Annotated in this window: 11 protein-coding genes and 2 pseudogenes; 1 reads left to right on the top strand and 12 read right to left on the bottom strand. The window is 73.5% G+C overall.

Annotated elements, in window-relative coordinates:
• Positions 1 to 16 precede the first annotated feature (16 nt).
• From purB to bioB, 10 genes and pseudogenes are all read right to left on the bottom strand, one after another.
• The gene (gene purB / locus BJ961_RS23205) at positions 17 to 1,459 is read right to left on the bottom strand and encodes an adenylosuccinate lyase (protein ID WP_271414737.1); all 1,443 of its coding nucleotides are present in this window, start codon (positions 1,457 to 1,459) and stop codon (positions 17 to 19) included.
• Positions 1,460 to 1,544: 85 nt separating this feature from the next.
• Positions 1,545 to 2,327 carry an SGNH/GDSL hydrolase family protein gene (locus tag BJ961_RS23200; protein WP_271414736.1) on the bottom strand — a complete coding sequence of 261 codons (783 nt, stop codon included), beginning with the start codon at positions 2,325 to 2,327 and terminating at the stop codon, positions 1,545 to 1,547.
• Between the two features lie 132 nt (positions 2,328 to 2,459).
• Entirely contained in the window at positions 2,460 to 3,473 is a 1,014-nt protein-coding gene (locus BJ961_RS23195; RefSeq protein ID WP_271414735.1) for a hemolysin family protein, read from the bottom strand.
• Complete coding sequence (locus tag BJ961_RS23190) at positions 3,470 to 4,828, bottom strand: hemolysin family protein (RefSeq protein ID WP_271414734.1); 1,359 nt, start codon at positions 4,826 to 4,828, stop codon at positions 3,470 to 3,472. The genes BJ961_RS23195 and BJ961_RS23190 overlap by 4 nt, the downstream gene beginning before the upstream one ends.
• Before the next feature lie 83 nt (positions 4,829 to 4,911).
• Complete coding sequence (locus BJ961_RS23185; protein ID WP_271414733.1) at positions 4,912 to 5,337, bottom strand: GNAT family N-acetyltransferase; 426 nt, start codon at positions 5,335 to 5,337, stop codon at positions 4,912 to 4,914.
• A 72-nt stretch (positions 5,338 to 5,409) separates the two neighbouring features.
• Positions 5,410 to 6,294, bottom strand: a complete 885-nt coding sequence (locus BJ961_RS23180) for an LLM class F420-dependent oxidoreductase (RefSeq protein ID WP_271414732.1) — start codon at positions 6,292 to 6,294, stop codon at positions 5,410 to 5,412.
• An 82-nt stretch (positions 6,295 to 6,376) separates the two neighbouring features.
• A complete protein-coding gene (locus BJ961_RS23175; RefSeq protein ID WP_271414731.1) occupies positions 6,377 to 7,024 on the bottom strand; it encodes a class I SAM-dependent methyltransferase in 648 nt (215 codons plus the stop codon).
• Between the two features lie 116 nt (positions 7,025 to 7,140).
• Positions 7,141 to 7,857 carry a dethiobiotin synthase gene (bioD, locus tag BJ961_RS23170; protein WP_271414730.1) on the bottom strand — a complete coding sequence of 239 codons (717 nt, stop codon included), beginning with the start codon at positions 7,855 to 7,857 and terminating at the stop codon, positions 7,141 to 7,143.
• A gap of 1 nt (position 7,858) precedes the next feature.
• Positions 7,859 to 9,145 carry an adenosylmethionine--8-amino-7-oxononanoate transaminase gene (locus BJ961_RS23165; protein WP_271414729.1) on the bottom strand — a complete coding sequence of 429 codons (1,287 nt, stop codon included), beginning with the start codon at positions 9,143 to 9,145 and terminating at the stop codon, positions 7,859 to 7,861.
• Positions 9,138 to 10,369: pseudogene (gene bioB / locus BJ961_RS23160) on the bottom strand (biotin synthase BioB). Before bioB ends, BJ961_RS23165 begins: the two are co-directional and overlap by 8 nt.
• Before the next feature lie 150 nt (positions 10,370 to 10,519).
• Between bioB and BJ961_RS23155 the strand changes: the two are divergent.
• A pseudogene (locus tag BJ961_RS23155) lies at positions 10,520 to 11,645 on the top strand (8-amino-7-oxononanoate synthase).
• A 42-nt stretch (positions 11,646 to 11,687) separates the two neighbouring features.
• On the opposite strand, the gene BJ961_RS23150 reads toward BJ961_RS23155, so the two are convergent.
• Together BJ961_RS23150 and BJ961_RS23145 are read right to left on the bottom strand one after the other, a co-directional pair.
• The gene (locus BJ961_RS23150) at positions 11,688 to 11,918 is read right to left on the bottom strand and encodes a DUF397 domain-containing protein (protein WP_271417141.1); all 231 of its coding nucleotides are present in this window, start codon (positions 11,916 to 11,918) and stop codon (positions 11,688 to 11,690) included.
• Between the two features lie 21 nt (positions 11,919 to 11,939).
• Entirely contained in the window at positions 11,940 to 12,800 is an 861-nt protein-coding gene (locus BJ961_RS23145) for a helix-turn-helix domain-containing protein (RefSeq protein ID WP_271414728.1), read from the bottom strand.
• Positions 12,801 to 13,003 lie beyond the last annotated feature (203 nt).

Genomic DNA, 13,003 nt, shown 5'->3' with positions numbered 1-13,003 from the left:
GCCCGGGTGAAGCGGGTCAGAGGATCGCTCCGGGCGTGTAGCCCGCGGCCTCCGGGTGCCGCTTGACGATCTCCTCGATCCGGCCGACGACGACACCGACCTGGTCGGCCGCGGCGCCGGTGAAGGAGAGCTTGTCGGCCATCAGGGCGTCCAGGCCGGCCCGGTCCAGCGGAATGCGGTCGTCGGCGGCCAGCTTGTCCAGCAGCTCGTTGCGCTCGGCGCCCTGCTCGCGCATGGCCAGCGCGGAGGCGACCGCGTTCTCCTTGATCGCCTCGTGCGCGACCTCGCGGCCCACACCGGCCCGCACCGCACCCATCAGCACCTTGGTGGTGGCCAGGAACGGCAGGTAGCGGTCCAGCTCCCGGGCCACGACGGCCGGGAAGGCGCCGAACTCGTCGAGGACGGTCAGGAACGTCTCCAGCAGCCCGTCGAGCGCGAAGAACGCGTCGGGGAGCGCCACCCGGCGCACCACCGAGCAGGACACGTCGCCCTCGTTCCACTGGTCGCCCGCCAGCTCGCCGGTCATCGAGGCGTAGCCGCGCAGGATCACCATGAGGCCGTTGACACGCTCGCAGGAGCGGGTGTTCATCTTGTGCGGCATCGCGGACGAGCCGACCTGACCGGGCTTGAAGCCCTCGGTCACCAGCTCGTGCCCGGCCATCAGCCGGACCGTCTTCGCCAGCGAGGACGGCGCGGCGGCGAGCTGCACCAGCGCGGTGACGACCTCGTAGTCCAGGGAGCGCGGGTAGACCTGGCCGACCGAGGTGAAGGCCTCCGAGAAGCCCAGGTGCACGGCGATCCGCTGCTCCAGCTCGGCGAGCTTGCCCGCGTCGCCGCCGAGCAGGTCCAGCATGTCCTGGGCGGTGCCGACCGGGCCCTTGATGCCGCGCAGCGGGTAGCGGCCGAGCAGCTCCTCCACCCGGCCGTACGCCACGAGCAGCTCGTCGGCGGTGGTGGCGAACCGCTTGCCCAGCGTCGTGGCCTGCGCCGCGACGTTGTGGGAGCGGCCGGCCATGACCAGCTCGGCGTACTCGCCTGCCAGCTTGCCCAGGCGGGCCAGGACGGCCACCGAACGGTCCCGGACCAGCTCCAGCGAGAGCCGGATCTGCAACTGCTCGACGTTCTCCGTCAGGTCGCGGGAGGTCATGCCCTTGTGCACGTGCTCGTGCCCGGCGAGGTCGTTGAACTCCTCGATCCGCGCCTTCACGTCGTGCCGCGTGACCTTCTCGCGCTCGGCGATCGAGGCCAGGTCGACCTGGTCGAGGACGCGCTCGTAGTCGGCGATCGCGGCGTCGGGCACCTCGATGCCCAGATCCTTCTGGGCCCGCAGCACGGCGAGCCAGAGCTGCCGCTCCAGCTTCACCTTCTGCTCGGGCGACCAGAGCGTGGCGAGCTCGGCGGAGGCGTAGCGTCCGGCGAGGACGTTCGGGATGCGGGGCTTGGCGGGAGCGGAAGTCACGTGGACGGATTCTACTGGCGATTCGTGCAGGTCGACGCCGCGGGGTTGTTCGTCGGAAGCTACGAAGGGCCCGCGGCGGCGGCGATCACCGCGCCAGGTCCTCGTAGGGCAGCAGCTCCGGGCGCTTGGCCGGCAGCCCGTCCCCGGACGAGCGGCCCGTCAGCCTGCGGCCTATCCACGGCAGCAGGTGCCGCCGGGCGAACCGGACGTCCGCGGTCCTGCGCGTCACCCAGCCCGGCGGCGGCGTCGTCGGGATCGGCGCGTGCCACTCGGGGTCCTCGGGTGCGTGACCGAGCGCCTGCCACACGGCCTCCGCGACCCGGCGGTGGCCGTCGGCGGTCAGGTGCAGCCGGTCCACGTCCCACATCCGCGGGTCGGCCAGCGACTGGGCCGAGTACAGGTCGACGACCACGGCGCCGTGCCGCTCGGCGAGGTCGTCGATGACGGCGAACAGGGCCTCCATGCGCGGCCGGAACCGTTCCAGTACGGGACCCTGACGGCCCGGGCTGCGCATCAGCACCAGTTGCTCGCAGCTGGGGGCGAGCCGCTCCACGGCCTGGGTCAGCAGGTCCCGCACCCGGGCCATGTCGCACTTGGGCCGCAGCGTGTCGTTGAGCCCGCCGACCAGCGTGATCACGTCGGCTCCCATGGCCGCGGCCACGTCCACCTGCTCGTCGACGATCTGTCCGATCAGCTTCCCGCGCACCGCGAGGTTGGCGTACCGGAAGCCGGGGGAGCGGGCCGCCATCCGTGCGGCGAGGAGGTCGGCCCAGCCCCGGTAGGAGCCGTCGGGCAGCAGGTCCGACATGCCCTCGGTGAAGGAGTCGCCGACGGCGACGAGACTGGTGTGGGTGGGGTTCGTCTGCATGGCGACAGAAATGGTAGCCCCTACACATACCCGCCGGTCGGTCACCCTCCGGACCGGCCCTCCGCGCCGGCCCCCACGGGCCGTCCACCGGCTCTGGGGACCCGCGCGGAGCGGCACACGCGGCCGTGGGGCTCACGTGTGCTGCCCGAACAGCTCCCGCAGCACGTCCTCCATGGTCACCAGGCCCGCCAGCCGCCCGTCCGAACCGAGCACGGCCGCCAGGTGGGTACGGCTGCGCCGCATCGCGGTGAGCACGTCGTCCAACGGGGTCCGCTCCCGGACGCGGGCGATGGGCCGCATGTCCCGCAGCCGGAACGGCAGTTCCCGCGGCGAGGCGTCCAGGGCGTCCTTCACGTGCAGGTACCCGACGATCCGCCGTCCGTCGTCCACCACCGGGAAGCGGGAGAACCCGGACCGCGCCGACAGCCGCTCCAACTGCTCCGGAGTGATGCCCACGCGCGCGTGGACGACGCGCTCCAGCGGCAGCACCACGTCCCGCACTGGCCGGCGGCCCAGCTCCAGGGCGTCGTGCAGCCGCTCCCGGGCCCGGTCGTCGATCAGCCCGGCCTCCCCGGCGTCCTTGACGATCTCCGCCAGCTCGGCGTCCGTGAAGGTCGCCGCCACCTCGTTCTTGGCCTCGACCCTGAGCAGCTTGAGCAGCGCGTTGGCGAACGTGTTGACCGTGAAGATCACCGGCCGCAGTGCGCGGGACAGCGCCACCAGCGGCGGTCCCAGGATCAGCGCACTGCGCACCGGCTCGGCCAGCGAGATGTTCTTCGGCACCATCTCGCCCAGCAGCATGTGCAGATACGTCGCCAGGGCCAGGGCGATCACGAAGGACACCGCGTGCCCCGCGCCGGACGGCACGCCCACCGCGTGGAACACCGGCTCCAGCAGGTGCGCGATCGCCGGTTCCGCCACCACGCCCAGGACCAGCGTGCACAGTGTGATGCCCAGCTGTGCCGCCGCCAGCAGCGCGGAGACGTGCTCGAGCCCCCACAGCACGCGCTTCGCACGGGCGTCGCCCTCCTCGGCGTAGGGCTCGACCTGGCTGCGGCGCACGGAGATCAGGGCGAACTCGGCCGCGACGAAGAACGCGTTGACGACGAGCGTCGCCAGACCGATCAGCAGCTGTACGGCGGTCACCGGTCCGCCTCCCCTTCGCTCGCCCCGCCGCTGCCCCGGTCACCCGCGTCGTTCAGGGGCGCGTGCATCAGCACCCGGGCGGCCCTGTGCCCCGTGGCGTCCACGACGTCCAGCCGCCAGCCGGAGACCTCGAGACGGTCGCCGACATCGGGGATGCGGCCGAGACCGGACGCGACCAGCCCCGCGACCGTCTCGTACGGCCCCTCGGGCACCCGCAGCCCCAGGCGTTCGAGGCGGTCCACGCGCGCCGAGCCGTCGGCCCAGTACAGCGCGTGCCCCTCCTCGTCGGTGCCGGCCGGGTCCAGGTCGGGTGTCTCGTGCGGATCGTGCTCGTCCCGCACCTGGCCGACGACCTCCTCGACGATGTCCTCCAGTGTGGCCACACCCGCCGTCCCGCCGTACTCGTCGATCACCACGGCCATCGTGCGCCGCCCGGACAGCCGGTCCAGGAGCCGGTCCACGGTCAGCGACTCGGGGACCAGCAGCGGCTCGCGCATCAGCTCGGCGACCGGCATCCCCGGCCGCCGGTCGGCGGGCACCGCCAGGACGTCCTTGACGTGCGCGGTGCCGACCACGGCGTCGAGGGTGTCCCGGTAGACGGGGAACCGGGACAGCCCCGTCGCCCGCGTCGCGTTCGCCACGTCCTCGCACGTCGCGTCCGCGTCGAGGGCCACCACCTGGACGCGCGGGGTCATCACCTGCTGGGCCGTCAGGTCGGCCAGGTTCAGGGTGCGCACGAACAGCTCCGCGGTGTCGGGCTCCAGCGCGCCCTCCTTGGCCGAGTGCCGGGCCAGCGCCGCCAGCTCCTGCGGCCCGCGCGCGGACGCCAGCTCCTCGGCGGGCTCCACGCCGAAGAGGCGCACGACCCGGTTGGCGGTGTTGTTCAGGTGGCCGATGAAGGGCCGGAAGGCCGCGCTGAACCAGCGCTGCGGACCGCCCACCCGCTTGGCCACGGCCAGCGGCGAGGAGATCGCCCAGTTCTTCGGCACCAGCTCGCCGACGATCATCAGGAACACCGTCGACAGGGCCGTGCCCAGCACCAGCGCCAGCGAGGACGCCGCCGAACGCGACACCCCCAGGTCCTCCAGCGGGCCCGCGATCAGCGCCGCGACCGACGGCTCGGCGAGCATGCCGACCACCAGGTTGGTGACCGTGATGCCGAGCTGCGCGCCGGAGAGCTGGAAGGTCAGGTTCCGTACGCCCTTCAGGGCGCTCGCCGCACCCCGCTCACCCCGCTCGGCGGCGCGCTCCAGCTCACCGCGCTCGACGGTGGTCAGGGAGAACTCGGCCGCGACGAAGGCGCCGCACGCGAGCGAGAGCAGGATCGCCACCAGCAGCAGGAGCACTTCGGTCATCGGGTCACCTCGGATCCATGATCGGCCAGGACCCGGAGCTTCGCCCGATGTTCAAGTGTTCAACCTTCCTGTCCTCCGGTCGCTCAGCCGGTGAAGGGCTTCACCCAGCGTCGCCACTGCTCCTGGGGCGCGTACCCGGCCGCCCGCCACGCATGCTGGGCCCGCTCGTTGCGCCCCAGCACCATCGCGTCCCCGCGGCGCCCGCCGAGGCGTACGAACCGCTCCTCCGCTGCGGCCAGCAGGGCGGAGCCGATGCCCCCGCGCCGGTGGTCCGGGTGCACCGCCAGCCGGTACAGATGACAGCGCCAGCCGTCGAAGCCCGCGATCACCGTGCCCACCAGCTCGCCGCCGCGCTCGGCCAGGACCAGCGCCTCGGGGTCGCGCTCCACCAGGCGCTCCACCCCGGCCCGGTCGTCGCTGATGCTCGTCCCCTCGGCGGCCGTCTTCCAGAAGGCCAGCACGGCGTCCAGGTCCTCGGGCCCGGCGGGCCGTATGCGCAGATCCGTCATGCCGCGATCCCACCACGCGTGGCGGAGACCCAGGCGGTGATTCCGGCATGCGGACGGACCCGGCGCCGGGGGTCAGTCCTCGCGCAGGGCCCGCAGCACCGGGGCGAAGGCCTCCATGGAGGGCTCCAGCACGGTCAGGTAGGTGAACCCGTACCGCTCGCGCTGCGCCCGCACCTGCGCGGTGATCTGCTCCAGGCTCCCGGCGAGGAAGATCGGCAGCTCCAGCACCTGACCGGGGGTGAGGTGCGGCATGTGCTCCAGGTAGGGGCGGACGGCGGCGGCACGGTCCTCGGTGACGGCCACCATCTGGATGAGCAGGTTCAGCTCCGCAGGTTCCTTGCGGCCGGCCGCCAGCTCCCGGTAGCGGGCGACGCGCTCGTCGAGCTCCTCGGCGGTGACGGGAGCCAGCCGGCCCGTTCCCCGCGCGGTGCGCCCGCCGGTGAACGCGGCGACGGCGGCGTGCCGGGCGGTCAGCTCCAGCATCCGGTCGCCGTTCGCGCCGATCAGCAACGGCACCCCGGACCGCTGCACGGGCCGGGGCAGGTACGCGTCGTCGCCCAGCAGCCGCTCCAGTTCCTCGACGGTGCGCCGCAGATGGTCCACCCGCTCACCCGGCGAGCCGAAGGCCAGGCCGGCGGTGTCGTGCTCCGCGCGTACGTAGCCGGTGCCGAGCCCCAGCTCCAGGCGTCCGCCCGTCAGGGCGTCGGTGGTCGCCACCTCCCGCGCCAGCAGCGCCGGGTTCCAGAAGCCCGCGTTGAGCACGAACGTGCCGAGCCGGGGCCGCTCGGTGGCCCGGGCCGCGGCGACCAGGGCAGGGAACGGCGCCGGCATGCCGAGGTGGTCCGGCACCAGGATCACGTCGTACCCGAGTTCCTCGGCCCGCCGGCACTTGGCGTCCCACTCGTCCGCCGGGGCGGCGCTCATCAGGTTGACGCCGAAACGGAACGGACGGGACATGAACTCTCCTGACACACGGGGGACTTCCGGCCACAGGGAGTCAATCATCCGTCCGCGGCGGCCGCCAGGCCGTGCCCAGCACTCAGTAGGAACTCGGCAGCGCCGGCCCGGTCTCCGGCATCATCACCCGTCGGTAGGGGCCGAGCGCGAACCCCGCGTCGCGCAGCGCGGCGACCGGTTCGCGGGACAGGTGGCAGCCACCGGCCAGCGCAGGCCACAGCGTCCGGTCCAGCGCGCGCTGGGTGAAGGTCATCACCCGCCCGCCGCCGCGGCCGTGCTCGAAGAACCGCACCTGACCGCCGGGGCGCAGCACCCGCCGCAGCTCACCGAGCGCCCGCGGCACGTCGCGGACGCTGCACAGCACCAGCGAGAGCACGGCCGCGTCGAAGGCCTCGGCCTTGACCGGCAGGGCCTCCGCCGCGCCCGGCGCCACGTCCACCGGCACCCGGGAGCGCAGCGCCGCCTCCACCGCCAACCGGCGCAGCATCGGCTCCGGTTCGACGGCGACGACCTCGGCGACGGTGTCCGGGTAGTGCGAGAAGTTCAGCCCGTTGCCCGCGCCGACCTCGATCACCCGCCCCGACAGCCCGGCGAGCAGCCGCTCGCGCACGCCCGCCATGCCCATCCGGGACTCGGCGCCCACACTGATCCGGGCGTAGTAGCGGGCGAACAGCGGATGGTGCACGGCGTCCCGCGGCACGGCGCGGGAACGGGTGGACGGCAGCGGCATGGGACCTCCCTCGCGAGGTGGTGCCTACCGCGATTGTCCCCCGTTTCCACGCCGCGCACCCACCGCACCGGTCCGCGTGTGAGCTGCGCCGGCCCGCGCGTGAGCGCCCCAGTCCGTCAGGGCGCCTCCCGGGCCGTGAACGCGTCCGCGTCCCATCCGCCGCCCAGGTGCGGCGCGAGCCAGCGCGGTGCCGCCGCACGGAACGCGGCCGGCGCGAGCGCGCCCGCACCGTCGGGCACCGCGCCCAGCAGCGGGGCCCCGGCCACGTCCGGCAGGTCCGCGAGATTGCAGCGCGAGGCGAGGTCCGGGGACCCGGGCCAGCTGCCGATCACCACCCCCGGCAGCTCCAGCGCCCGATGCCGCAGTTCCCGCGCCGTCAGTTCCGTGGTGTTCAGCGTGCCCAGCCCCGCCGCCGCCACCAGCAGCACCGGTGCGTCCAGCAGGGCGGCGACGTCCGCGAGCGTCCCGCCGGCCGCGTCGAAGCGTACGAGCAGTCCGCCCGCGCCCTCGACCAGCACCAGGTCGTGCTCGGCGGCGAGCTTCTCCGCGGCCTGAGCCACCTCCCGCGGGCAGACCGGAGCCAGGCCGGCCCGGCGAGCGGCCGTGCCCGGCGCCAACGGTTCGGGGAACCTGGCCACTTCGGCCACCGTCACCCCGCCCGCGAGTCGCGCCACCTCCTGGGCGTCCCCGGTCTCGTGCGGCCCCACACCCGTCTGCGCGGCCTTGAGCACGGCCACCGACCGGCCGCCCGCCGCCGCCGTCGCCGCGACGGCGGCGGTCACCACGGTCTTGCCGACCTCCGTGCCCGTGCCCGTGATCACCAGTACCGGCATGTCATCCCTCCCGTGCCGCCGCGCACACCGCGCGGGCGATCCGTGCCACGTCCGCGTCGCCCGTGACATACGGCGGCATGGTGTAGACCAGGTCGCGGAACGGCCGCAACCACACGCCCTCGCGCACCGCCGCCTGAGTCGCCGCCCGCATGTCGACGGCGTGGTCGAGCTGCACCACCCCGATCGCGCCGAGCACCCGCACGTCACGCACCCCGGGCAGCCCGGCGGCGGGCGCGAGCCCCTCGCCCAGGCCCGCCTCGATCCGCTTGACCTCCGCGCGCCAGTCCTGGCCGAGCAGCAGGCCGATCGACGCGCACGCCACGGCCGCCGCCAGCGGATTGCCCATGAACGTCGGCCCGTGGGCCAGCACCGGGACCTCGCCCCGCGAGATGCCCTCGGCCACCCGCGACGTGCACAGGGTGGCGGCCATCGTCAGATAGCCGCCGGTCAGCGCCTTGCCCACGCACATCACGTCCGGTGCCACCGCCGCGTGCTCCGCCGCGAACAGCGCGCCCGTGCGCCCGAACCCGGTCGCGATCTCGTCGAACACCAGCAGCACGCCGTGCGCGTCGCACGCCTCGCGCAGCACGCGCAGGTACGCGGGGGAGTGGAAGCGCATCCCGCCCGCGCCCTGCACCACCGGCTCGACGATCACCGCGGCCAGCTCGTCGGCGTGCCGCTCGATGAGCGACCGCAGATGCTCGGCGTACGCCTCCTGGTACTCCGCCGGGGGCGCGTCCGCGAAGACCTGGCGCGGCAGGGCACCGGACCACAGTTCGTGCATCCCGCCCTCCGGGTCGCACACCGACATGGGCTGCCAGGTGTCCCCGTGGTAGCCGCCGCGCCAGGTGAGCAGACGGCGCTTGCCGGGGCGGCCGAGCGAACGCCAGTACTGCAGGCACATCTTGACGGCGACCTCGACCGACACCGACCCGGAGTCGGCGAGGAACACGTGCTCCAGGCCCTCGGGTGACATGTCGACAAGGAGCTTCGCCAGCCGCACGGCGGGCTCGTGCGTGAGCCCGCCGAACATGACGTGGCTCATCCGCCCCAACTGCTCGCGCGCGGCCTCGTTCAGCACCGGGTGGTTGTAGCCGTGGATCGCCGACCACCAGGACGACATCCCGTCGACCAGCTCCCCGGAGCCGTCCGCCGGCCGCAGCCGCACCCCGCTCGCCGACTCCACGACGAGCGGGTCCTGCCGTCCGGGCATGGGCCCGTACGGGTGCCAGACGTGCCGCCGGTCGAGCGCGAGCAGCTCGGCGACGTTCAGCGCGGGCTCAGGCATTGGGCGCGAGGTCCGTACCGGCGCCGCGGCGGCGCACCGCCACCAGGTCCGTACGGGGCTCGTCGGTGGTGCGCGCCGCGGGCGCGGGGCGCACACCCCGCCCCCGGCGTGCGACCCGCAGCCCGTGTCGCCCTCGGCGCCCGCGTCCGAGCCGCAGCCACCGCCCGCGTGCGAGCCGCAGCCACCGCCCTCGTGCGAGCCGCAGCCGCTCCGGGTGGCTCCGCGGTGCTCCGGCAGGGTGGTCTCGTCGGCGCCCTCCACCTCGAAGCCGGCGTCCGCGATCATCTCCAGGTCCGCGTGGCCCGCCTGGCCCTCGCTGGTGAGGTAGTCGCCGAGGAAGATCGAGTTGGCCAGGTGCAGGGCGAGTGGCTGCATCGTGCGCAGATGGACCTCGCGCCCGCCGGCGATGCGCACCTCGACGTCCGGGCAGACGAACCGCGTCATCGCCAGGATGCGCAGGCACCGCTGCGGGGTGAGGTGCCACTCCTTGGCCAGCGGCGTGCCCTCCATCGGGATCAGGAAGTTGACCGGCACCGAGTCCGGGTCCAGCTCGCGCAGCGAGAAGACCACGTCGACCAGGTCCTCGTCGCTCTCGCCCATGCCCGCGATGAGGCCCGAGCAGGCGGAGAGGCCGGCGGCGTGGGCCTTGTTCACCGTGTCCACACGGTCGGCGTAGGTGTGCGTGGTCGTGATGTCGCCGTACGTCGACTCGGAGGTGTTGAGGTTGTGGTTGTAGGCGTCGGCACCGGCCTCGCGCAGCCGCTCCGCCTGGCCGTCGGAGAGCAGGCCCAGGCAGGCGCACACCTCGACGGACCCGTTCTGCTCCTTGATGGCCCTGATGGTGTCCGAGACCCGGTCCACGTCCCGGTCGGTCGGACCGCGTCCGCTGGCCACCAGGCACACCCGCTTGGCGCCCCCGGCCACGCCCGCCGCGGCCGCGCCGGACGCCTGGTCGGGCTTGAGCCAGGTGTACTTGAGGATCTCGGCCTTCGAGCCCAGCCGCTGCGAGCAGTAGGAGCAGTCCTCGGGACACAGGCCCGACTTGAGGTTGACGAGGTAGTTGAGCTTCACCCGTCGCCCGAACCAGTGACGGCGCACCCGGCCGGCCGCGGCCACCACGTCCAACAGGTCGTCGTCGGAAGTCGCGAGGACGGCGAGCGCCTCGCCGCGGGTCGGCGTCTCGCGCCGAAGCCCCTTGTCCACCAGCGTGTTCAGCAGGTCCATGAGAGCCGATCCTGTCGTAAGGGGCCGCCCGCGGCCAAGGAGACTTTGCACAACACTGACAGATCGACGTGTGGGTATTGCCACACCTCGCGGGGGTGGCCGTACCGCTAATGTCTGTCCACTGCCTACAAAACACCGGAGGACCGCCCCATGGCGTTCGGCTGGATCGACGAGCAGGACCGGGCACGCCACCGGGCCGGACTCGTACGGGTGCTGCGCCCCCGTGACGCCGCGTCGCCGCTGCTGGACCTGGCGAGCAACGACTACCTCGGTCTGGCCCGGCACCCGGAGGTCGTCGAGGGGGCGGTCCGGGCCGCGCGGACCTGGGGCGGGGGTGCGACCGGCTCGCGGCTGGTCACCGGCACGACCGCGCTGCACACCGACCTGGAACGCGAACTGGCCGATTTCTGCGGGTTCGAGGCCGCGCTCGTCCTCTCCTCCGGCTACACGGCCAACCTCGCCGCGGTCACCGCGCTGGCCCCCCACGGCAGCCTCGTCGTCTCCGACGCGGGCAACCACGCCTCGCTGATCGACGGCTGCCGCCTCGCCCGGGGCACCACCCAGGTGGTGGGGCACGCCGACCCGGACGCCGTGCGCAAGGCGCTGGCGGGGCACGACGGGCCCGCCGTGGCCGTCTCCGACACGGTCTTCTCGGTCGACGGCGACGCCGCGCCCCTGACCGGACTCGCCGAGGCGTGCCGGGAGCACGGCGCCGGACTGGTCGTCGACGACGCCCACGGCCTCGGCGTCCTCGGCGACGGCGGCCGGGGCGCCCGCGGGGGCGGGACTCGCGGGCCGCGACGACGTCGTCGCGACCGTCACGCTGTCCAAGTCGCTCGGCGCCCAGGGCGGCGCCGTGCTCGGCCCCGCGCGGGTGATCGACCACCTGGTCAACGCGGCCCGCACGTTCATCTTCGACACCGGCCTGGCCCCCGCCGCGGCGGGGGCGGCCCTGGCGGCGCTGACCCTGCTGCGCCGCGAGCCGGAGCGCGCGGCGCGGGCCCGTGCCGTCGCCGTCGAACTGCACGGGCGGCTGACCGCCGCGGGTCTGGACGCGGTGCGTCCGGACGCCGCTGTGGTCTCGGTGCGGGCGCCCTCCCCGGAGGGGGCCGTGCGCTGGGCGGCCGACTGCCGTGCGGCCGGTCTGTCCGTGGGCTGCTTTCGCCCTCCTTCCGTGCCCGACGGCGTCTCACGGCTCAGGCTGACCGCTCGCGGGGACCTCTCCGGGGAACAGATCGAGCGCGCTGTACGGGTGATCGGTGAAACGCGGCCATGAGTCGGCGTGACACGGCCGTGCTCCGTCGGCCGGGCGGCGCGGTCAGCCGCGGTGGATGCCCGCGGTGAACGTCGTCCAGCTCCCGGGGGAGAAGAGCAGGGCGGGTCCGGCCGGGTTCTTCGAGTCCCGCACCGCGAGCAGTCCGGCCCAGTGGCCGGCCGACGGACGGGCCGTCTCCACGCAGTTGTTCGCCCCGGTGCTGTAGCTGCTGCGCAGCCACCGGACACCGGGCAGATCCGTGCTGACAGGGATGTTCCTGCGGAGTGGGGACATGGAGCCTGACATGGTGCCTCCTCACACGCCTGCCGCGGTCGCGGCGATGAAGTCCAACGAGTCCTCGGGCGAAAGGGCATGGATCAGAAGGGCGTTGAAGGCCTCGGTATAGGCCTCTAGGTCTTCTTTCCGTTCGAGGTGCAAGCTACTCGTCAAGTGGTCGAGAACAACCACGTCCAGATCAGAAGTGCTCGAAAATGAGAAAATTACGAAAGGGCCGGTGACGCCGATGTGCGCCCCGGCGGCAAACGGCAGGACCTGGAGCCGGACATGGGGCAGGCGCGCGGCCCCGACCAGCTTCTCCAGCTGACGGGTCATCACCCCCGGCCCGCCCACCTCCCGGCGCAGCACCGCCTCGTCCAGGACCGCGCTCAGCCTCAGCGGCGGCTCGCCCCGCAGCACGTCCTGCCTGGCCAGCCGCACCTCGACCAGCGTGTCCAGCCGCTCCTTTGGCATCCCGTCCACCGCGGCCCGGGTCACCGCCCGGGCGTACTCCGGCGTCTGGAGCAGGCCGGGGACCACCGTGGTCTCCAGGGTCCGCATCGCGCTCGCCTGCGACTCCAGGCTGATGAAGTCGCGGTAGGTCGGCGGCAGGACGCCCCGGTAGGCGTGCCACCAGTGGTTGCGGCCCCCCGCGCCGTCGGAGCGGGCCAGCATCTCCAGCAGCCCGCGCAGCTGCTCGTCGTGCACGCCGTAGGCGTCCAGGAGTAACCGCACGTCGGCCGGTTTCGCCCCGCTCGTCCCGGTCTCGATCCGGCTGACCTTCGACTGGTGCCAGCCCACGAGCCGGGCCGCCTCGCCGCTGGTGATGCCCGCCGCCGTGCGCTGGGCGCGCAGCTCCGCGCCCAGCTTCCGGCGGCGCACCACGGGACCGTGCTGCATGGGCCAACCCCCTACTCCCTGTGAGTCGCCCACATACGCTCTGCCGTCGCAGAGTTCACCGCTTCGAGCGACAGATATATGCATATCTTGGTGGATCGCCGTCCTTCACCGGCCGGTGATGGCAGTCTGGCGGCGAAGCACCAGTCCGGGACCGTACTCGAACCGTCTGCTCCGTGTCGGGTCGCGGTCCCGTGAGAAAGGGA

The sequence above is a fragment of the Streptomyces lienomycini genome (assembly GCF_027947595.1).
Lineage (GTDB): Bacteria > Actinomycetota > Actinomycetes > Streptomycetales > Streptomycetaceae > Streptomyces > Streptomyces lienomycini.
This window is presented reverse-complemented; position numbering and strand designations above follow the sequence as displayed.